Origin of the sequence: Bacillus sp. RSS_NA_20 (assembly GCF_020165915.1) — a bacterium.
Classification (GTDB): domain Bacteria; phylum Bacillota; class Bacilli; order Bacillales; family Bacillaceae; genus Bacillus; species Bacillus altitudinis.
The window spans coordinates 1,146,464-1,166,128 of record NZ_JAIUKW010000005.1; the positions used below are offsets into that span (position 1 = coordinate 1,146,464).

25 protein-coding genes are annotated in these 19,665 nt (G+C 40.0%); 3 read left to right on the top strand and 22 right to left on the bottom strand.

All coding sequences use genetic code 11. The features are described 5' to 3' along the window. Window positions 1-50: 50 nt before the first annotated feature. Window positions 51-344 carry a CotD family spore coat protein gene (locus LCD32_RS11495; protein WP_008342559.1) on the bottom strand — a complete coding sequence of 98 codons (294 nt, stop codon included), beginning with the start codon at window positions 342-344 and terminating at the stop codon, window positions 51-53. Window positions 345-530: 186 nt separating this feature from the next. On the opposite strand from LCD32_RS11495, the gene LCD32_RS11500 reads away from it, so the two are divergent. Then, window positions 531-848: a hypothetical protein gene (locus LCD32_RS11500; protein WP_048003119.1), complete on the top strand. Its 318-nt coding sequence runs from the start codon at window positions 531-533 to the stop codon at window positions 846-848. A 27-nt stretch (window positions 849-875) separates the two neighbouring features. Continuing rightward, window positions 876-1,097, top strand: a complete 222-nt coding sequence (locus LCD32_RS11505) for a hypothetical protein (protein ID WP_224558471.1) — start codon at window positions 876-878, stop codon at window positions 1,095-1,097. 241 nt (window positions 1,098-1,338) lie between these two features. On the opposite strand, the gene LCD32_RS11510 is transcribed toward LCD32_RS11505, so the two are convergent. From LCD32_RS11510 to LCD32_RS11525, 4 genes are all read right to left on the bottom strand, one after another. Beyond that, a complete protein-coding gene (locus LCD32_RS11510) occupies window positions 1,339-2,679 on the bottom strand; it encodes a sugar porter family MFS transporter (protein WP_017367658.1) in 1,341 nt (446 codons plus the stop codon). A gap of 84 nt (window positions 2,680-2,763) precedes the next feature. Then, window positions 2,764-4,185, bottom strand: coding sequence for an L-arabinose isomerase (araA, locus tag LCD32_RS11515; protein WP_035702698.1), 1,422 nt, complete (start codon window positions 4,183-4,185; stop codon window positions 2,764-2,766). A gap of 17 nt (window positions 4,186-4,202) precedes the next feature. After that, on the bottom strand, window positions 4,203-4,907 hold the full coding sequence (locus LCD32_RS11520; protein WP_041506853.1) for an L-ribulose-5-phosphate 4-epimerase: 705 nt from the start codon (window positions 4,905-4,907) through the stop codon (window positions 4,203-4,205). Then, the gene (locus LCD32_RS11525; RefSeq protein WP_060781213.1) at window positions 4,901-6,526 is read right to left on the bottom strand and encodes a xylulokinase; all 1,626 of its coding nucleotides are present in this window, start codon (window positions 6,524-6,526) and stop codon (window positions 4,901-4,903) included. Before LCD32_RS11525 ends, LCD32_RS11520 begins: the two co-directional genes overlap by 7 nt. A gap of 272 nt (window positions 6,527-6,798) precedes the next feature. Here LCD32_RS11525 and LCD32_RS11530 point away from each other — a divergent pair, with 272 nt between their 5' ends. Continuing rightward, window positions 6,799-7,911: a GntR family transcriptional regulator gene (locus LCD32_RS11530; RefSeq protein ID WP_060781214.1), complete on the top strand. Its 1,113-nt coding sequence runs from the start codon at window positions 6,799-6,801 to the stop codon at window positions 7,909-7,911. Window positions 7,912-7,916: 5 nt separating this feature from the next. Here LCD32_RS11530 and LCD32_RS11535 read toward each other — a convergent pair whose 3' ends face one another. The 17 genes from LCD32_RS11535 to blaBPU all read right to left on the bottom strand — a co-directional run bounded on the left by LCD32_RS11535 (window position 7,917) and on the right by blaBPU (window position 19,648). After that, entirely contained in the window at window positions 7,917-8,933 is a 1,017-nt protein-coding gene (locus LCD32_RS11535) for a serine hydrolase domain-containing protein (protein ID WP_205630557.1), read from the bottom strand. Window positions 8,934-8,943: 10 nt separating this feature from the next. Next, window positions 8,944-9,399 carry a MarR family winged helix-turn-helix transcriptional regulator gene (locus tag LCD32_RS11540; RefSeq protein WP_202394234.1) on the bottom strand — a complete coding sequence of 152 codons (456 nt, stop codon included), beginning with the start codon at window positions 9,397-9,399 and terminating at the stop codon, window positions 8,944-8,946. A 94-nt stretch (window positions 9,400-9,493) separates the two neighbouring features. Then, complete coding sequence (locus LCD32_RS11545) at window positions 9,494-10,219, bottom strand: DsbA family oxidoreductase (RefSeq protein WP_024718774.1); 726 nt, start codon at window positions 10,217-10,219, stop codon at window positions 9,494-9,496. A 148-nt stretch (window positions 10,220-10,367) separates the two neighbouring features. Next, window positions 10,368-10,925 (bottom strand): 6-phospho-3-hexuloisomerase, encoded by a 558-nt coding sequence (gene hxlB / locus LCD32_RS11550; protein WP_041506847.1) that lies wholly within the window; start codon window positions 10,923-10,925, stop codon window positions 10,368-10,370. Then, window positions 10,922-11,554, bottom strand: a complete 633-nt coding sequence (gene hxlA, locus LCD32_RS11555; RefSeq protein WP_060781216.1) for a 3-hexulose-6-phosphate synthase — start codon at window positions 11,552-11,554, stop codon at window positions 10,922-10,924. The genes hxlB and hxlA overlap by 4 nt, the downstream gene beginning before the upstream one ends. Before the next feature lie 338 nt (window positions 11,555-11,892). Then, window positions 11,893-12,249: a winged helix-turn-helix transcriptional regulator gene (locus tag LCD32_RS11560; RefSeq protein ID WP_029708013.1), complete on the bottom strand. Its 357-nt coding sequence runs from the start codon at window positions 12,247-12,249 to the stop codon at window positions 11,893-11,895. A gap of 71 nt (window positions 12,250-12,320) precedes the next feature. Further along, the gene (locus tag LCD32_RS11565; RefSeq protein ID WP_224563814.1) at window positions 12,321-13,187 is read right to left on the bottom strand and encodes an alpha/beta hydrolase; all 867 of its coding nucleotides are present in this window, start codon (window positions 13,185-13,187) and stop codon (window positions 12,321-12,323) included. A 53-nt stretch (window positions 13,188-13,240) separates the two neighbouring features. Beyond that, window positions 13,241-13,618, bottom strand: coding sequence for a hypothetical protein (locus LCD32_RS11570; RefSeq protein WP_060781218.1), 378 nt, complete (start codon window positions 13,616-13,618; stop codon window positions 13,241-13,243). An 18-nt stretch (window positions 13,619-13,636) separates the two neighbouring features. Then, complete coding sequence (locus tag LCD32_RS11575) at window positions 13,637-13,984, bottom strand: YxiJ family protein (RefSeq protein ID WP_060781219.1); 348 nt, start codon at window positions 13,982-13,984, stop codon at window positions 13,637-13,639. A 59-nt stretch (window positions 13,985-14,043) separates the two neighbouring features. Continuing rightward, window positions 14,044-14,442, bottom strand: coding sequence for a hypothetical protein (locus LCD32_RS11580; protein ID WP_060781220.1), 399 nt, complete (start codon window positions 14,440-14,442; stop codon window positions 14,044-14,046). A 47-nt stretch (window positions 14,443-14,489) separates the two neighbouring features. Further along, complete coding sequence (locus LCD32_RS11585) at window positions 14,490-14,966, bottom strand: hypothetical protein (RefSeq protein ID WP_008342589.1); 477 nt, start codon at window positions 14,964-14,966, stop codon at window positions 14,490-14,492. 39 nt (window positions 14,967-15,005) lie between these two features. Next, window positions 15,006-15,689, bottom strand: a complete 684-nt coding sequence (locus tag LCD32_RS11590) for a DUF7003 family protein (RefSeq protein ID WP_025207679.1) — start codon at window positions 15,687-15,689, stop codon at window positions 15,006-15,008. A gap of 10 nt (window positions 15,690-15,699) precedes the next feature. Beyond that, window positions 15,700-16,320, bottom strand: coding sequence for a hypothetical protein (locus LCD32_RS11595; RefSeq protein ID WP_025207680.1), 621 nt, complete (start codon window positions 16,318-16,320; stop codon window positions 15,700-15,702). Window positions 16,321-16,376: 56 nt separating this feature from the next. After that, complete coding sequence (locus LCD32_RS11600) at window positions 16,377-17,006, bottom strand: hypothetical protein (RefSeq protein WP_025207681.1); 630 nt, start codon at window positions 17,004-17,006, stop codon at window positions 16,377-16,379. A gap of 121 nt (window positions 17,007-17,127) precedes the next feature. Beyond that, the gene (locus tag LCD32_RS11605) at window positions 17,128-17,886 is read right to left on the bottom strand and encodes an Imm26 family immunity protein (RefSeq protein WP_224563816.1); all 759 of its coding nucleotides are present in this window, start codon (window positions 17,884-17,886) and stop codon (window positions 17,128-17,130) included. Window positions 17,887-17,940: 54 nt separating this feature from the next. Then, entirely contained in the window at window positions 17,941-18,597 is a 657-nt protein-coding gene (locus LCD32_RS11610) for a hypothetical protein (RefSeq protein ID WP_224563817.1), read from the bottom strand. Window positions 18,598-18,859: 262 nt separating this feature from the next. Then, complete coding sequence (gene blaBPU / locus LCD32_RS11615; protein WP_048003296.1) at window positions 18,860-19,648, bottom strand: BPU family class D beta-lactamase; 789 nt, start codon at window positions 19,646-19,648, stop codon at window positions 18,860-18,862. Window positions 19,649-19,665: the final 17 nt, after the last annotated feature.

Here is a 19,665-nt window from a genome sequence, read left to right on the forward strand (position 1 = left end):
GTACAAAAGGCATCCCATCACAGGATGCCTCACTTCTTTTTACCATTAAACTACCACTTACAGCGTTTGACCGGGCGGCAGCAAGGATTCTTGATATCACTGCCACAGTCATATTCTTCCACAATATACTCATTTCGAGTAGATTGCGTTACAGGGTAGTAGTTTTCAATTCTTTTGATGTTTTTATTGACGTTTGTGATATGAGTTGGATGAATCTTTCTGATCGTTTGTTCATTTGTTGTCGTGTTGACAATTTGACGTGTAGGGGATACAACCGTTTCAACTTCTCCATGATTCCCTCTGCGAGGCCCAAAGAAAAAATTGTCTAATCGATTCCGGCTCATCTCAACACCCCTTCAAGTTGTCTTTCACTTACACTCTATCGTATGTAAGAGGCGCGATTAGTGATTAGATGCTTGTCTATTTTTGATAAAATCCGCTGGTGATCTAGTAGTCTCATCACCCTTTACAATAGGACAATTTTAACATATTATACAAATGATCTCTTGTGAAGGAAAGGACATTCATTGATGAAGACAAGACATAAACTTTTTTCATTTTTCATCCTGCTCGTCGTAGTTATCACCCTTCCCTTGCTGTCGCCTATGGTTTTTACAAATGCGACTGAAAGAGGAGCGATACGGCATGCCATTTATCAAGAAGGCTACCCTTACCAAAGCTATTTTGCTATTTTGCAAAAAAAGGACGATGTAGACCCTCAATATGGTCAGCTGTATGATGTGTATTGGCAGGCTTGGAAAAGTGAGACGGGAATGACGCCTTCCGTCTGTTATTCAAAAAAGGTAGAAGACCATGAATATAAAGTCAGCTGCGGAACTGCACCGTAACATTTTTCAATAACTTTAAAATAAGAGGTGAACGATTTGATCAACACAACACAAACCATCGAACGAAACAAACTGGACATTGCACTTGAACTGACGCAATTGCATTTGAATCGATATGAAGCAAATCATCCTGATCAGCTGAGTGAAATTTATGCGAAATATTATGCGCTTCTTGAAGTGCTGGACGTATCCTCATCTGATCAATTAATGGATTTACTGCCAGATGAACTGAAACAAATACTTGATTAAAAAAACCATCTATCCACACAGAATAGATGGTTCAGATTGTTGACAAAGGGCTAAAATGAACTTGATTTTAGCCCTTTGTCTTCTTTTCAGCGTGATAGAAAACCTTTGAATTCTAGGAAGGACGAGTACCGGCGCGGAGCGAATTTGACATTCGTGAGCACTGGCACGCAGGACTGACAAAGAATGCGAGGGTTTGTCTACACGCTGAAACCATCTATCCACACAGGATAGATGGTTTCTTTTAGACTCGTGCAGCCATATCGGTTTCGATTTGTTCTAAGCTTCTTCCTTTTGTTTCGACTAATACAAAGCGCGTGAACAACAGGCCAATTAAGCAGATGACCCCAAATGAGGAGAAAATCACGCCAAAGCTGAATTGGTCAGCCAAGATAGGGAAAACAAGGCCAACTGCTAATGATCCCGTCCAGTTAAAGGCAGAGGAAATGCCCGCTCCAATGCCCCTTACAGAAAGTGGGAAAATTTCACCAATAATAATCCATGTGATCGGTGCCCATGAGAAGGCATAGCACAAAATAAAGCAGCAAAGTGAAATCAATGTGACCCAGTTTAATATGCCTTCACTCACTCCGAGCGCACCTAATGCCGCTGGTGCAAAGAAAGACAGGGCCATCCCCGTTCCCCCAACTGTGAGAATCGTTCGGCGGTCGAACCGGTCGACGAATTGTAAAAAGATCACGGTCGTCACAACAAATATGACTCCAACAATGACGGTAAAACCTGCGGCAACTTGCGGAGCAAGACCTACATTTCTTGCGATACTCGTTGCATAATACACAATGGAGTTCGCACCCTGTATTTGCTGGAGTGTCGCCATTCCGACCCCAATAAAGAGAGCCATACGGAATTTCTTTTGAAATAATTCACGAATGCCTGAGCGTTCTTCTTTTGCCACTTCTAAAATTTCTTGCATTTCTGCTTCAATCTCTTCACGTGAGGAACGAAGTGATCCTAATACTTCACGTGCCTTATGAGCCATTCCGTGTTTAATTAAATATCTTGGAGATTCAGGAAGTTTCAGCATGCCAATATAAAGCACGATCGCAAATAAAGCAGCACTTCCCAGCATCCAGCGCCAGCTGTCTGGAATTGGTTCAAACACAAATGCGACGATATAGCTAAGCAATAATCCACTCACAATCATCAGCTGATTCAGGCCGGACAATTTCCCGCGAATTTTGGCCGGAGCGATTTCAGACATGTAAGCAGGCACGAGCGATGAGGCTGTCCCTACAGCTGTTCCTAAGAAAATCCGGGCAATGGTTAATGAGATTTCTTCTGGTGCAATGGCTGAGCCAAGCGCACCGACAAAAAAGATAACCGATGACACCAAAATGAGCTTTCTGCGACCAAACTTATCCCCCATCAGACCGCTTAAAATGGAACCAATGATTGCCCCGCCCATTAGTGAAGAGACGACGATGCCAAGCCATAACGGGCTGAGCTGAAATTCTTCCTGAATGTGCCCTTCCGCCCCTGCGATAATACCAATATCATATCCAAATAAGATGCCTGCAAAGGACCCGAAAAAGAAGATAAATTTACTTGATACTTTTTTCTCCAAGTGGATGATCCCCCTCACTTAATAAACCGCTCTCATTTCTCCCTGCCATTCTACCGTTCACAGTAGAATGCATTTCACCCTTCTTTATAAAACCACATATTCTGCATTCACAAGCTTTGCAAAATGAACAATTTGATCAACCGTTAAATTGAGAGATACGACTGTATGATGACCTCCGCCGTGCTTAATCCATGCTTTGACGCCATCTTGAAAGTTCGGTTTGATTTTCCAGAGGACTCGTGCCACCGGTAAATGTGGTGCTGCTTCCTGCGGCTCAAAGGCTTCCACTTCTTGAATCAGCCATTTGAAATGTGTTCCAAAATCAGCAATGGAGACAACAACGCCCTCGCCTGCTTTTCCATCAAACACAAGACGTGCTGGGTCTTCCCGGTTTCCAATGCCTAACGGAGACACGACAATGACAGGTTTTGTATGTGCAAGCGCAGGATCTACTTCTAGCATATGAGATTGCAGCACTGCTTCCTGACCAGCAGTCATTTCATATGTGTAATCTTCCATAAAACCTGTGGATTGATGATGGCTCATCACCTTTAATAAACGATCCAGTGCGGCGGTTTTCCAATCCCCTTCACCCGCAAAGCCATATCCCTTTGCCATCAGCCGCTGAACGGCTAAACCCGGAAGCTGCTTCATGCCATGTAGATCTTCAAAGTTTGTCGTAAAGGCATTGTAGCCGCCTTCATCTAAGAAACGTTTGATGGCAATTTCATATCGTGCTTGCACTTTTACACTTTGTTCCCATTCTTCCGCCGAATAACTCCCATAATCCACGTCATATAACGTTAAGTACTCAGCAAACAGAGCATCAACTTCTGCTTCTTCCACAGCATTTACATAGTTCACAAGATCGCCAATTCCAAAGTAATCAACGGTCCAGCCTAGCTGGATCTGCGCTTCAATTTTATCTCCTTCTGTCACCGCAACGTGGCGCATATTGTCACCAAACCGAGCCACTTTGATGTGGAAGCTCTCATGATAGGCAGCCGCAACGTCCATCCAATCAGCGATTTGCTGCTTCACCTCCTGCTTCGACCAATGACCTGCAATGATTTGGTTTTGCTTATTTAAACGTGCATTGATATAGCCGTACTCTCTGTCTCCATGTGCCGATTGATGGAGATTCATATAGTCCATATCAATCGTGTCCCACGGAATGTTTTCATAGTATTGCGTGACGAGATGCAAAAGAGGCTTTTGCAAAAGAGACGTACCACGTATCCACATTTTTGCTGGAGAAAACGTATGCATCCAAGTCATCACACCGATGACCTCATCACGATAGTTGACCTCTTTCATCAGCTGTGTGATTTGATCCGCACTAACCGCCAGTTCCTGCAGAATAATTGGATAAGGCAGCAAACCGCTCTCATTTAAGGCATCTGTTATCTTTTGCGCATCTGCCTTCACTTGCTTCAGTGCCTCGTCCCCATATAAGTGCTGTGACCCGACGACAAACCAACATTCTTTCTTCTGACTTGTTAACATAGAAATCCCTCTTTTCTTTATCTTGAAGGTTTTTGTCCGTAATACGCATGTGTTCCATGTTTTCTTAAATAATGTTTATCTAAAATCACCTGCGGAAGAGGCTCTGCATATTCGTTCAATTGCTTTGCAAACAGGTTCATTTTCGCTACTTCATCTAAAATGACACTGTTCGTTACCGCACTTTTTGCATCTTTCCCCCACGTAAAGGGACCATGACCTTGTAGCAAAATACCAGGAACCGCCATGACATCTATCTGTCTTTTCTCAAACGTTTCAATGATCAAGTGTCCTGTTTCCACCTCATACCCGCGATTCACCTCTTCTTCTGTGAGAAATCGAGCGCACGGAACAGGTCCGTAAAATGTATCTGCATGTGTTGTGCCCATTGCTGGTAAATCAAGTCCAGCTTGCGCCCATACCGTTGCCCACATTGAATGGCTATGTGAAATGCCGCCAATTTCCTCAAAGTGTTTGTAAAGAACAGCATGTGTGGCAGTATCGGAAGAAGGATTGAATTCTCCCTCGACCACTTGACCGTCAAAATCGACCACGACCATGTCTTTTGCTGATAATTTGTCATACGCTATGCCGCTTGGCTTAATGACAAACAGTCTACTGTCACGATCGCACGCACTGACATTGCCCCATGTAAATTTCACAAGTCCGTACTTTGGTAGATCTAGATTCGCTTGAAACACTTCTTCTTTTAACCGCTCTAACATACAGGTGCCGCTCCTTTCTGTGGCGTCAAATGTTCTACTGCCGCTTTTTCTATCGGGAGTCCTTCTTGATAGCGCTTTATAAATTCCTCAAAACCTTTAACATCCAGTGGATCAGGATCAATAAGCTCTTCTAATGTATGGGCAAATACTTGATGCTTGAGAAAATGGCTCAGTGTTTGCTGCTGGTGATTGAGCATATACGAAGCAAGGACCGCCATCCCAAACGCACCGCCTTCTCCCGCCGTTGATACGACGGATACAGGTGTCCCAAGTGCAGCAGCGACCATTTTTTGTCCAACTACTGGTGTTTTAAATAAACCGCCATGTCCTAGTAAACGATCAATCTTGACTTGTTCATGTGCTTTTAACCGATCCATCCCGATTTTCATTGCGCCAAATGCAGAGAAGAGATGTGTCCGAATGAAATTAGCAAGGGTAAACCGGCTTTGAGGAGATCTAACAAAAAGGGGTCTTCCTTCTTTTAGTCTCGTAATATTTTCACCAGAATAATAGCCATAGCTTAAAAGCCCGCCCCCATCATGATCTGCTTCTAAAGCTTGATTTAATAGGGTTTCGTACATTCTTTCTGTTTCAACTGGCTGACCCATTGCTTCAAACGCTTCTCTGAATAGATTCATCCAAGCATTGAGGTCACTTGTACAATTGTTGGCATGAACCATTGCGACTGGCAGGCCATCTGGTGTCGTGACAAGGTCCACTTCTGGATACACACCTTTTAGATGTTGCTCTAACACAATCATGGCAAATACAGATGTCCCAACTGAAATATTCCCAGTTCTCTTTTCCACACTGTTTGTTGCGACCATCCCTGTTCCTGCATCACCCTCTGGCGGGCAAAAAGGGATACCTGGCTGCAACTGTTTGCCTTGGTCTAAAATCGCTGCTCCAGCTGCTGTTAACACACCAGCTTCTTCGCCTGCTAAATAGATGCGCGGCAAAAGATGACGAAGCTTCCACGGGTAGCCTTTTTCTGCAATCAATGCTTCAAATTGATGAAGCATCACTTCGTTGTAATCCTTCGTTTTTTCATCAATGGGGAACATTCCCGACGCATCGCCAATTCCGATGGCCTGCTTCCCTGTTAACAGCCAGTGAATGTAGCCGGACAAAGTGGTCACATACTCTAACCGGGACAGATGTTTTTCCTCTCCTAGTATCGCTTGATATAAGTGAGCGATACTCCATCTTTCTGGAATATGAAATTGGAATACATCTGTTAGCTTTTGACTCGCCTCGGTCGTTGTTCCATTCCGCCACGTTCGAAACGGGACGAGGAGCTCTCCTGTATGATGACAGGCGACGTAGCCATGCATCATCGCAGATATCCCGATGGAGCCAATGGTTTGAATCGTCACCCCATACAATTGTGCAGCCTGTTCTTTCATCTGACGGTACGCCACTTGAAGACCTGTAATGATCTCAATTAAGTTGTACGTCCATATTCCTTCTTGAAGAGAACTTTCCCATTCAAATGCACCTTGCGCAATTGGCTGAAACTCTTCATCTATTAAAATGGCTTTAATTCGTGTCGAACCAAATTCAATGCCCAAAGATGTCCTGCCTTCTCTAATGGCTTTGGCCGTCTCTTCACGATTCATTTTGTTCACCCCCATGATGATAGCGGTTTCAAATATCTTTTTCGTTGGATCCATCTTTACCTGTGCACAAAAACAATATAATATTTGTCCGTACATATGTCAATAATAAATATAGTTGTGCATACATAATCAGACAAAAACTTTCATATTCTCTAAGGATTAGACGGTAGACACTGCAAGCGCCTGTTTTTGATTGAGCAACCATGTTAAAATATGTCCATACAAGTTCTTCTCAATCCGAGTAGAGGATCAACTGTGAAAGAAGTGAAACGATGAAAAAGAAGTACCAGATCATTATGGATGATATAAAAAGCAAAATACTGACAGGGGATTACCGGATCGGGGAGCGTATTCCAACCGAATCAAGCTTACAAGAGATGTATCAAGTAAGCCGGCATACGGTGCGAAAAGCCATCTTAGAATTATCGAGTGAAGGTTTTTTACGAAGCGAAAAAGGCTCGGGCACATTTGTCACCAATCAATATCAAACAAAACCTGCTGGACATGCTCATATGAAAACGATTGGCGTCATCACCACATACATATCCGATTACATTTTTCCGTCGATCATTCGGGGCATCGAAAGCCGATTAAATGAAGAGAACTATTCTTTGTTACTGGCGAGTACAAATAACGATGTGGAGCAGGAGAAAAAAGCGCTTGAAATGATGCTGTCCTTTGGTGTGGACGGATTAATTGTCGAACCGACAAAAAGCAATTTATATAATCCAAATATTTCGTACTACCTATCCTTTAAAGAGCAGGATGTCCCGCTTATTATGATCAATGCCTACTATGAGCAGTTAGAGGTTCCCTTCCTTTGTTTGGATGATGTAAAGTCCAGCTATTTAGCGACAAAGGAGCTGATCACCTCTGGACATCAGCACATTGGACTGATTTCAAAAACAGATGATTTACAAGGAAAATATCGAATGAAAGGCTATATTCAGGCACTCGGTGAAGCGAAGCTCAATTTCCTACCAGAGCATGTCCTTTTTTTCGATACAGAATCGAAGCAGTATTTGGGGGATCATATCAAAACCTTTTTACAAGCGCACCAGCATGAGCTGACCGCCCTTGTTTGCTATAACGATGAAGTCGGGTTAGAAGTAGCAAATGTATGTAGTGAAATGGGTTTATCTATTCCAGATGATCTTTCCATTATTGGACAGGATAACTCGTATATTGCCCAAAAAAATGCCCATGTGAAACTGACAACCCTGACACACCCTCAAGAGCAAATGGGACGAGATGCGGCAGACTGGATGATTAAACACGTACAAGGGAAAAAGAATCTCCCTGATCAAACATTTTATGAACCTGAACTCGTTTCTGGTGAAACGATTAAAGCGCTGAACGCAAGAAAAAATGAGCCCTCTTCATAGGAGGCTCATTTGGCTTTAGGCTCTTGTTCTAGCATATTCATCACGTCATAAGCAATTCGGTCGGGAGAATCTTGCGTGATACGATTGCGATAGTTAGACAAGACGACCACTCCTGTTTTTGAATGCGGGCGGAAGCCCATGAAGCTGGAGAAACCAGAAGTTGCACCATTATGGCAAATCAATCCCGTATCATCTATGACCCACCCGAGTCCCATTGACATGTTTTTCCCTATCTTTACCTTTGGCTCGTGGGTCATTTTCCATGGAGAAGCGACGTCTGCACTCATATGTGCAGAGAGAAATGAAAGCAAATCAGTGATCGTCGAACGAATCGCACCAGCCCCTTGATAGTCATGCATCTGAAGCGGAGGAACCTCTTTTCCATTCTCTTGATGACCGAGGATCATCTTCTCTTTGACGTCCTCCTTGATCGTAATCAAGGTGTTCGATAGTTTCAGCTCACCCACGATATATTCAGTCAGCAGCTCTTCATATGTTTTGTGAAGAGACCATCCCATGATCAACCCGAGGAGTCCCATCCCTACATTGGAGTAACGAGATGGGTATTCTTTTCGCTCATTCCATTTTTTCGAGTGTAACAGTTTCATTAATTCATCAAGGGAGTATTGACAGTACATATCTCTTCTCACTTTTGGAAGAAACCATAGTTGTAAATCTCTGAGAAAACGATGTGAAGGAAGTCCAGACGTATGGGTTGCCAGCTGTTCCAATTGGATGGGGTGATTCTTTCTTATTTCTGGACAATACAGTGAAATGGAATCGTCTAGCTTCAGATGCCCTTTTTGAATCATGCTTGCCAATATACTTGTCGTAAAGACTTTTGAAATAGAGCCGATTTCAAAAATGACCTCCTCAGGCTGCACGCGCTGCTGTATGGGGTGATCTCCGAAATGAAAAACGTGTCTTTCTCCTTGATGAATCAGTCCGATCACAAGCAGTGCCCGTTTCTTTTTCTCCGTATAAGAAGAGGCAATTCGCTGTACTTCTTGTTTGAGCATCATCAATGGATCATCATCCTTCCCCTTCATTTTGATCTACAATCAATTGATCAAGCTTTGTATAAATGGATGTCAATGTGTTGATCTCTTCGAGGCTTAATTTTGAATAGTATTTTTCAATGATCGCAAGTTCTATCTTTCTCATATTCTCCAAGTACGTCTTTGCCTTTTCAGAAAGTTCAACGTGCAATTCCCGACGATTTTGCGGGTTGATGCTGCGGCGAACCCATTCTTTTTTTTCAAGCGTGTTTAACAACTGGCTCACAGCACTTTGGGTGATGCCTAGTTGCTGAGCAATCTGAATAGGTGAGCTCCCCCCTTTTCGCTCTACGAAATCAAGGACAATATGCTGCTTATCAGTTAACTCATCTACAAATAACTCTTCAAACTCTAATCGGAGCTTTTGATGGATGCGCGCTTCGATTTGGTTTAATTCTTGGATCATCGTTGTTTTGGATGTCACTGTCATCACCTTCATAATTAAGATAACTTAAGTATAAAGATATATTAATTATTAATCAACAAAAATCCCTATCTTTTATCAAAGATAGGGAAAATGCCGATTATACTTCTTCTTTAGGTGAAGGTACTGCACATACGCCATCTGCACATGCTTCTTCAAATGAAGCATCAGCCGCTTTCTCCGTTTGCACTGCCTCTTCTGTCCAAGCCGTTTCAAGGGCACGAAGGAACGTATCTGCTGGCTGTGCACCAGCAACCGAATATTTGTCATTGATCAAGAAAAAAGGCACAGCAGAAATCCCGAGCTGTCTTGCTTCTTTTTCATCTTCTCGTACATCGTCTGCAAATTCTTGCCCGTCTAGAACCTTTTGTACTTCGTTCTGATCAAGGCCTGCTTTTTCTGCGATATCTAAAAGGGTTTGACGATCACCAACATGCTTTCCATCTGTAAAATACGCTTGAAACAGCTCTCCCATGACGAGATCGCCTTTTCCCATTTTTCCAGCATATTGTGCGAGCTGGTGGGCATCAAAGGTGTTTGTCAAAACGAGTGGATCGAATTGAAAATCGATTCCTTTCTCCTTGCCCGCCTGTTTCACCTGTTCATTCATCGCGATGGCCCGGCTACGGCTCATGCCATATTTTTTGACAAGCATATCATGCACATCATAATCCACTGCAACAGGTGCATTCGGATCAAGCTCAAAGCTTTTAAACTCTACTTCTACCTGTTCTTTATGAGGGAATTGCTCAAGCGCTGTTTCCAACTGTTTTTTTCCTATATAACAAAAAGGACAGGCGATATCTGACCAAATTTGTACTTTCATCTTCATCTTCCTTCCGTTGCTTACGTTTTTTCTTTCAAGATGTAACTATTATAGTTACACCTTATCCTTTATGTCAAGTGATCCTTCTTTTTAAGTACCATGTATTAAAAAAACCTTTCCTTCAAAAAAGGAAAGGTTTTCATCACGGCTATTCTAAGTTCGCATGGTGACCGTACATTTTATGGGTGTCGAGCTCTTTCATTTCCATCAATCTCAAGATGACCGCATCGTACATAAGAAGCAAAGTTTGCTCAAATAATGAGCCCATCGGCTGAATCGTATGATGGTTTCCTTCATGTTGATCCTTTGGCGCACCTGACAGTAAGATGACTTCATCCGATAGATCAGCTATAGGTGACTCAGCTGAAAGTGTGAACGACGCCACGCTTCCGCCAATCGCCCTTGCCTTTTTCGCGAGCACAAGCAGCGTCTCTGTTCGGCCAGAACCGCTCCCTACAATCAATAAATCCTCAGATGTAAAAGCAGGCGTATTCGTTTCACCGATCACATAAGCTTCGACACCAATATGCGTGAGTCTCATCGCAAACGATTTCCCCATCAAACCAGACCTGCCAGCCCCTGCGACGAAGACCTTTCGAGCCGCTAAAATGCTTTTGACAAGCTGCTCTGCTTGTTCGTCTTGAATCGCGGGCGAGTGCTCAGAAAGCTCGCTTAGAATCGCTCTCACATAGTCACTTGTTTTCATGATTGTGCAATCAACTGCTTCATTTGCGCAGCCACTTCTGCTTTATTGTCTTGAGCCGCAATGCCGCCGCCGACAATAATCAAATCAGGGTTTAATTTGACGACTTCAGGTAACGTATCAAGTTTAATACCGCCTGCAATCGCTGTTTTCGCCTGTTTGACCACTTGTTTAATGGTCATGAGGTCATCAAATGAGTTTTGACCAACCGCTTGCAGGTCATAGCCTGTGTGCACACAAATATAATCTACCCCAAGCTCATCAAGCTCTTTCGCGCGGCCGGCGATATCTTTGATCCCAATCATATCGACTAAAATTTGTTTCCCTCTTGCTTTTGCTTCCTTCACCGCTCCTTGAATGGACATATCTTCCGCTGCCGCAAGAATGGTGACGATATCCGCTCCAGCTTCAGATGCCTGCTGCACTTCATAACCGGCAGCATCCATAATTTTCAGATCGGCGAGTACACGTAAGTTTGGAAATGCCTGTTTGACTTCTTTGACGGCACGCAAGCCTTCGTTGATCACAACAGGTGTTCCAATTTCGACTACATCGATCGATCCTTCTACTTCTTTGATCAGCTCAATCGCTTCTGGTATATTCACTAAATCTAATGCTAATTGTAATTTCATGAACGTTCACTCCCGTTTTTTCATCTCATCTTCAAGAGCTCCGTGAATAGGGCTTCTTGAACGATGAAATGAGTATAACAACAGGATGGAAGCAATCCAAGTACGCACTTTTTTTTTACATACTATACTTTTTCGCATATGGTTACAAAAAAGACACTGTCTTTTCGACCAGTATCTAAACGTACTGACAAATCCTCGCATTCGGTGTCAAGTCTGTGTTGTGATGCCGCTTCAGTACTCGTCCTTCCTAAACTGCAAAGGTTTTCAAGTCACGCTGAAAAGAAAACAAAGAGCTAAAATAAAATGATTTTAGCTCTTTGTCTACATCTATCGTCTTTCTATTTATCATCCTTTAAAAAATTGCTGTCGAGATATTGTTTGCCCCAATCATACATCGCCTCTAAAATTGGCATTAAGCTTTCTCCGAGTTCTGTGAGAGAATACTCAACCTTTGGCGGAACGACGGGATAAACCTCCCGGTGCACAATGTGATCTTCCTCTAATTCTCTTAGCTGATTGACAAGCATTCTTTGCGTAATCCCAGGCATTAACGACTTTAACTCACCAAACCGTTTTGTCCCTTCTCTGCCAAGGTGCCATAAGATCAGCATTTTCCACTTACCACCGATAATATTCAGCGTCAGCTCTTTTTCGCAATTGAACACTTTATTTTCCATACGTGATGACAACAACATACACTCCTTTAATTTCAAACCACTTTATCATATACTTCGGCAAAATGGATTGCCCTAGCATACAGTCTTTGTTATTGATTTTGTTTTTTGACGAAAGCCATCACAGCCTTTGTCATCTCTTGCGCTTCTTTTGGCGCTCTGTCAGATCCAAACCATTTATTTAAATCACTGTGGCTCAGCGAATGAACCCGAAAAACAAACCGTGAGCCTTGATCATGGTTCAGTTTTTCTGCAAATCGGTACACCTCTGGATTTTCCCAGCCTGTGACCAAATAAACAGGCGGTACATTCTTTTGATTCATATAAGTGACCGGTGATGCCTTTGTCCAGTTCTTCTCCTGTTTGCCAAACACTTTTTTATACGATGGAATGGCTTGTATAAATTGATTGATGTTTAACGGTCCATCTAAAATCACGATAGAATTGATCGTTTTTGGCGACAGCCCCACACGTTTTAAGTAAGTCGAATCTGTAGCAACCAATGCCGTCAAATGACCGCCCGCTGAGTGTCCCATGACATTGATTTTTGACGAATCGATTTGATATTCATCTGCATGATCCTTCACCCATTTAATAGCGCTTGCCGTATCATCTGCCATCTGCTCGAAGTTGGCATCAGGATGAAGCCTATAATTCATTGAAACAAACACATATCCTTGCCCCGTAAAATAATCAGCTTTTGAAGCGACTCTATTCTTATCGCCGCCTGTCCAGCCGCCGCCATGGAGATAGATCATGACTGGATGCTTCTTCTTGTCTTCATCTTTTCCCTTTGGCATATACATATCGAGTGTTTGTTGTTTGTTTTGTGTGTCTGCATAATGGATGTTCGTCGTCGGCTTAGGCTGGTTGAAGCGGAACACAAAAAATGCGCACACCAATAAGCCAGCGATGACTGCCGCAAATAAGAGCCATTTCATGATTTGATTCAATGTCATTGCACCTTTCTGTGTTGGGATGGGGAAGCATGATTCGCACATATGTAGAGCGACTAGCCCGATTCATTTGATACGACTTGTATGACTTGAACCGTTTGACAGTAAAAAGAAAAATACTGTTCTTCATAATCTTCGACAAAGTAATTCAAATATTCCCAGCCTCTATCCAAAAGTTGAATGTTCAAAAAAAGAGAGGAATCGTTTGTTAACTCCAAATCTTTGATTTGAACAGAAGAGACGTTGGTAAATTTCAGATGAATGTCTGCTTGCAGATTCGGGGAATCATATGGGATGTGTATTACAATACAGTTGATCAAGTCGTAATGTTCATTATACTCTTTAAAGTAGTGAAATTCATTGATTTGCTTTAGATGGTTGATATCGAAATCAGGGATTTGTTTCTGGATTTTTTCATTTAAAAACCATGTCATCGTTTGTCCTCCAAGAGGTTATTGTAGAAGTGCAATGATTTGTTTTCTTGTTTCTTCATGGTATTGAACATAGGAGTGCAGTAAAGGATATGATTCAAGGATCTGTTGATAAGATTTGATTTGGGGATATTGCTCTTCAAATGACTGACGCAGCACGTTTAACTGTTTTTTCGGTATTCGTTTATGATCGATCACAAGACTTAAGCTGCCTGCAACAAGTGAAAAAAACATATAAAAATCATCTGAACATACACCAGTTTCCTCTTCAAAAGAGATGATTTCATCTGGATAAGATGAATCTAATAAGTATTGATAACGTTGTTTTAAATCATCGAATAAACCTTGTTTATCACGGCTGATTCTCATGGATTTTTCCCCAATCTCTCATTATTTTTAATTCTTATTTAGACGCTAATGAGATCTTCCTATACACTGCAAATAAATTCTTGTGAATCGAAACATACGTTTTTCGATTCTATTGCGAGTAACATCCCATTGATGTTAAATAGAAAATTTGCATTTGAATCAAATTCTTCAAGAAGTACATTTTTAAGGTTCCCTATCCCATTAGGATGGTAACTGCATTCAAAAATTTGCCAATTCATCTCTTCTTGTATCAATTCTTCAAATCTATCATTACCTTCACCCCCATTATAATAAAGACTCGCCACATTCATAAATCGCAATTCATGTTGAGTAACTTTATTTAATTCTGATACTTTTACGCTCAGTATTAATTCTTTATGAAACAAATCAAATGTGACTCCAAGTACATTACAACCACCATCTAGATAATCGATCCATTTTTGTACACTATTAAACATCTCATTCACTCTCCTATTTTTTCAGAATGAACTCTATTCTTATCGTGTCACGGAGTTTGTAAATATTCTTCAAATGAAATAAAGTCCGCTTTTTTTCGAAATTCGCTTAAGATTTTCTGATCTCCTGTAAAAATAACATCTGTCGAATCAAAAAATCCGATTTCAAACACGGCTTGAGGGATAACGGGTGTATAATTCACGTTCCAATATCGTTCATTATCTTCAATTTGAGGTATTGAATGAATATTCAAATGATCTACATGACGAGGCAATGCGGTCAAAACAGCGAAAATAAAAGAATAAGAATAGTCATGTAAGAATTTTTTGAAATGTTCACCCTTCAGAAATAAAAAATCCGTATAATCCGGCATGACTTCTGAATGAGATTGATTATTCCGATCATGGAGCATTGGGAGTGTCACATCACTTATGACCCAATGATACTCTTCTACGTTTAAATTGATTTTCTTTATTAATTCATTTACTTCGAATAGATTTTTCTCTTTTGCTAATACGATTCTCATTACTTGCTCCACCTCACCGATTTAAAACATCAGACGAAACTAAAAATATTCCACAGTATCAAAATCTGACCATAATCTCCAGTCAGTGTTCGTGTTTATATTTACAATGCATGTTGGATCTTGATAGATCAAACTCTTCGCAACCGATTGAAAAAAAGGAGATTGACTAGGGAGTTGGCTATGCGTTTCTGGATGAAACCATGATTCAGTTGTATAAAGTGGTTTATCATATACATGCTGAACGATGTCAAATTGTTCTTGATCTGTCATCCATAAACTATCCAGCAAATCTCGATGTTTGGCCATTTCTCTTAACAGAGTAATCCATTCATTTTCCTCTGTTACATCAGATTGGCATGACTCTGGTATTTGAACATTAAAATAGCCACCATTCAATTTAATTCGTAATGGTTGTTTGGTGAATCCAGGTTCTATCTCATCATCATCTATTATTTCATAATGCTGATCCACGAAAACAAAGAGCTCATCCAATAGAAAATTGATGGATCCATCATTCAACTCATGACCAAACGCAAAAAAATCAATAGCCGGTCCTAACTTCGATAAACCGAATAATTGAATCGTGATCAGCCAATTTCCATCTCTAGTAAATAGAGAAAGCTTCCCTTTGGCAAAATCAAAGTTCTCGTTATCTAATAGCGGAAACTCTTTATTTAGAAAAGACTTATCTAATGTGTTTAATACATGGTCTATTTGTTTCATTTCTTCCTCCTTATGAAGTCATTTCTTCAAAGTTAGTATAATTTCGAATCAGTTCTTTTTTAAAATCATCAGGAAGTTTTTGATTCGGAAATACAACTGAAATCCAGCCTAATACAATCTCATCTAAAGTTCTCCACGTTTTTAACAATTGTTTATTCATTTGTTCTAATTGATGAATCGCTAGTACTCCTATCTCATAACCTCTTTCGCCATAAATGATCCATTTCGCAGAAGGGGAAACCCATATCACGCGTGAAGCAATATTCATCAAGCTATCATTTACACTCTCTATCGGATAATCCGTTAAGAGATCAAGGTAATCGCTTGATGTGAGGTTTAAGGGGATTTTCACCCAAGGATAATAACCAAAATGATAATAATAATCATCCATACTTTTCTGCTCATCTAAAACAGCCATGAGTATATAGTCATCATGATGATTCAAAGCTAAACCTTTTAACATTTCCCAGCTTTCGTCAGATAACAACCAATGGAATTCTTCAAATAAATAATGGGTGGTTTTCTCTTTCAACGCTTGATTAGGGAATGTCTTCGTACTATGAACCAGCGAATGAACAAACGATAGAACATGTTCAAGTTCTTTTGGATCGGATATAAACAAATGTTTCACTTTATGCTCCTTTCATCTCTTCGAGTAAGTCTATCATCAGTCATTGATACTCCATTTCACCGCTTGTAACATGACGCATAATGAGAGAGCATTTGAGTGTAATAATCATTGAATGTTTTTTGATCCTTCAATAATCCTTCAAACCAATTTGCTAAAACAGGGTGATCCAGTGGCTTCCATCCTTCTTCTAATAACATATTTTTTGCAGAATCTTTTGTTGATACCATCCCTATGATACAAATTTCCATATCTCTATCTGCCCAAATCGCCCACTGCAAAGAATGAGATAACCAGACAACTATATTCGAATTCGTGATTATATTATCCGCTATGGAACCTTTTGGGTACATCCATAGTGCATTTACATAATCCTCACCTGAAATGTTCACACTCGCTTTCAGCCAATGATAATAACCAAATTCCTTCAAATAATATGCGGTTGGATCTGGTTGAAGGACTGCAGTCAAAAATTCTCTATCTTGTGTAACAGTTGATAACTCTTTTATGGTTGGTAAAATATCATCACTCAATGCCCAATCAAACTCTTGAAACAAAAAACAATCAAATGTCTTACGAAAGACTTGTTGTGGCAGCTCTTTATTTGTTTCAAACACATGGTCTACTAAATTCTGATAGAATTTGAATTCCTTTTCTGAACGAATAAATAAGTCTTCAAGCCGTTTCAAACAACAACTACCTCCACTCTTGTCGAACTAGTAGTTTTTTAATTCTTCCTCTATATCTTCTTTTAATGTTTGAATTTCAATTGACACCGAATTATTTCGATTATAGAAAGCTGTAAACTGCCTATATTTCATATTTAATAATATCCTCCATTGACATACCTTTAAAATATAATGAAAGAATGCTTATAATAGTGTATTCGCCAAGCATACCAATCGGGTTAAATATCATTTTAGCCGTTTTTGGGTCAGCAACCTCTAAGTCCATAACAGGTGCATTGTGACCTTCTTTCCCCTCGCTTACGTAATAATTTCCATCTCGGTATTCCACGAATTTCAGATTTTGAAGATCCTCTTCTTTTATAAAATCTTGATTTATTTTTGTGATGACTTTCCATGAACCATTTAAAAAGCCTGTCAGACCTGTATTTGCAACAAATAGTCCATTCTCTTTTTTCATCAATTGTTTTAACTCATTTTTTTCAATTCTTTCATCAACAAACAAATCATAGTATTGGATTAAAATATCATCATATTGATTTTTCCCCTCACCCGAAATGATCAAAGCATAGCTCAATTTCCCAACTTCTTTTAATGGGAGTTCAAATATAGCTCCTGGTTCTACTTTACTTAAAGTTTTTACTTTTTTAGTTGTTATTTTAATATCCGTTACTTCTTTGTCGTTTAAATCATCAAAATAGTGACGACCTCCATTGTTTAAAGCCATCATAATTGTCAAAAGCATCTCATCAATCGTTGGCTTTCTCTTCAAATGTTCCTCAGTCATTTCATAGAATTGTTCAATCGCTTCTTCAAAAATATCTAATCCATCATCACCAATTATGATGTTCTTTTTCTTATGTACTTCTTCCCAAAAGCCCATTTAGAATACCCTCTTTATATATTGTGTTCTTTATATTATTCTCAATTTGCTTTATCACGATAAACGTATACTTGTATAAACTGTTTTATGTGCACGTTTGAAAAGTGCCACTTCATGATCCGTTAACCACTTAAGCTCTCTCATATGATAGGAAATTTCTTCTAAGTAGGTATCGGTTTTAGCAATTAATTTTTTATCTAAGATATTTCTTTTATTGTCTTCAACTACAAGATAAAGAGTAAACTGTTTTAAATCTAATTCGATAAGTGGGTAAGCTTTTCTTTTTTTATCGGGACTTAGTTTTGTTCTCCCTTTAATCTCCGCTTTATATTCCTTCTCTTTCATTTTATTAAATGTCGCTTTGACTAGCTGACTGTCCCAATTTTTCAGTTCACACAGATAGAGTATCGCTTTTTCCAAAGTATCTGCTAAGATCTTTTTCTTATTTGTTGCATTTTCAAATTCACTGTAACGGAAGGGTACTTCCAGCTCGTACGTATTTTTTAAAAATAAGAAATCTGGTTCATCTTTTAAAGTACTAATTAATTTGTAGTCTTTAAAAGACCCACATATCAAAACAATAGCCTCACAATCTTTCGTTTGAAATTTCTTTTCTAATTCGTATAAAAACATTTCAGTCATACAAAGGGATTGGCTGGCTAAGTTCCCACGATCGTCATCTGACATTAATTGTATATTTTTCAAATACACTTCTTATAAGCCTCCTAATGAGATTTTAATCACCTTATTTGTCGTATCTTTTCCGATATCTGAGTTAAATTCTTTGGTCAAAACATTCAATTTTATTTTGTTCATAATTCCAACTCTTGTACTTCCTATGTAATTGCTTAAGAAGAGATTTTTTGTTTCTAATCAATTTCAATATTTTTCTATAAATATACCATACTTTTAAACTAACCCATATATCATCAACTTATCAATATATCCCCTTTTTCGCATACAAAAAAGCACCCTAAACGGATGCTTCTACCAAATGATATTTTTTCAAAATACGATAGGTAATTTCTTTTGCTTCTAGTCCGGTGCCTTCTATATTTGTGGCGAAGATGTAGGTTTTGTTTTCATGTTTGATGAAGCCTGCGTACCAGCCAATTCCTGATCCGGAGCCTGTTTTTCCGTATAGCGTGGCGTGTTTCTCTTCTTCTTGTATCATCATTCGCTTGACGGTTCTCATAACAGATAGGTCAAATGGGAGACTTTCTTCATATAACTGTTTTAGGAAATGGACTTGTTCTACTGGAGAAATGCGCAACGTACTGCTTAGCCAAAATTGATCGATTCCGCCAGATATGTCTTGATTCCCATAATGAATGGCTTTTATCCAATGGCCCATGCGCTCTTCCCCGATGTCACGTGCCATAGCTTGATAATACCAGACGACTGAATCTCTCATGCCAGAGCCCAGTGTATGGTCCTTATTCCAATTATCAATCTCTCTTTTTACTCCGTCCCAATATTTAATGTCGTATTCATCTTTAACTGCGCCAGTTTGAAGTCCGATTAAGGCATTTGCTATTTTAAACGTTGATTGTGGTGCAAAGCGCTTGTTCGCTCTTTTTTTGTTATACACCCATGGTGATTTTTCTTTTACTTCTTGAATCACAAATGTGCCTTCCCGCTCTTTCATGAATTCATCGACGGACCATTTTGGAGATGTTCCTTCACTTGATGCAGGCTTGCTCATACAAAGTGCTGCAAGCATCACGCCAGCAATCAGCCATTTCATCTTCTTTTTTTGCAAACAATCACCCTCTTTGC

Excerpts from the sequence above, each read along its gene's own strand:
- LCD32_RS11495 (WP_008342559.1), bottom strand. The coding sequence starts at position 344 with ATGAGCCGGAATCGATTAGACAATTTTTTCTTTGGGCCTCGCAGAGGG.
- LCD32_RS11500 (WP_048003119.1), top strand. The coding sequence starts at position 531 with ATGAAGACAAGACATAAACTTTTTTCATTTTTCATCCTGCTCGTCGTA.
- araA (WP_035702698.1), bottom strand. The coding sequence starts at position 4,185 with ATGTTAACAAGTCAGAAGAAAGAATGTTGGTTTGTCGTCGGGTCACAG.
- LCD32_RS11520 (WP_041506853.1), bottom strand. The coding sequence starts at position 4,907 with ATGTTAGAGCGGTTAAAAGAAGAAGTGTTTCAAGCGAATCTAGATCTA.
- LCD32_RS11525 (WP_060781213.1), bottom strand. The coding sequence starts at position 6,526 with ATGAATCGTGAAGAGACGGCCAAAGCCATTAGAGAAGGCAGGACATCT.
- LCD32_RS11530 (WP_060781214.1), top strand. The coding sequence starts at position 6,799 with ATGAAAAAGAAGTACCAGATCATTATGGATGATATAAAAAGCAAAATA.
- LCD32_RS11535 (WP_205630557.1), bottom strand. The coding sequence starts at position 8,933 with ATGATGCTCAAACAAGAAGTACAGCGAATTGCCTCTTCTTATACGGAG.
- LCD32_RS11540 (WP_202394234.1), bottom strand. The coding sequence starts at position 9,399 with ATGACAGTGACATCCAAAACAACGATGATCCAAGAATTAAACCAAATC.
- LCD32_RS11545 (WP_024718774.1), bottom strand. The coding sequence starts at position 10,219 with ATGAAAGTACAAATTTGGTCAGATATCGCCTGTCCTTTTTGTTATATA.
- hxlB (WP_041506847.1), bottom strand. The coding sequence starts at position 10,925 with ATGAAAACAAGTGACTATGTGAGAGCGATTCTAAGCGAGCTTTCTGAG.
- hxlA (WP_060781216.1), bottom strand. The coding sequence starts at position 11,554 with ATGAAATTACAATTAGCATTAGATTTAGTGAATATACCAGAAGCGATT.
- LCD32_RS11560 (WP_029708013.1), bottom strand. The coding sequence starts at position 12,249 with ATGTTGTTGTCATCACGTATGGAAAATAAAGTGTTCAATTGCGAAAAA.
- LCD32_RS11565 (WP_224563814.1), bottom strand. The coding sequence starts at position 13,187 with ATGACATTGAATCAAATCATGAAATGGCTCTTATTTGCGGCAGTCATC.
- LCD32_RS11570 (WP_060781218.1), bottom strand. The coding sequence starts at position 13,618 with ATGACATGGTTTTTAAATGAAAAAATCCAGAAACAAATCCCTGATTTC.
- LCD32_RS11575 (WP_060781219.1), bottom strand. The coding sequence starts at position 13,984 with ATGAGAATCAGCCGTGATAAACAAGGTTTATTCGATGATTTAAAACAA.
- LCD32_RS11580 (WP_060781220.1), bottom strand. The coding sequence starts at position 14,442 with ATGTTTAATAGTGTACAAAAATGGATCGATTATCTAGATGGTGGTTGT.
- LCD32_RS11585 (WP_008342589.1), bottom strand. The coding sequence starts at position 14,966 with ATGAGAATCGTATTAGCAAAAGAGAAAAATCTATTCGAAGTAAATGAA.
- LCD32_RS11590 (WP_025207679.1), bottom strand. The coding sequence starts at position 15,689 with ATGAAACAAATAGACCATGTATTAAACACATTAGATAAGTCTTTTCTA.
- LCD32_RS11605 (WP_224563816.1), bottom strand. The coding sequence starts at position 17,886 with ATGGGCTTTTGGGAAGAAGTACATAAGAAAAAGAACATCATAATTGGT.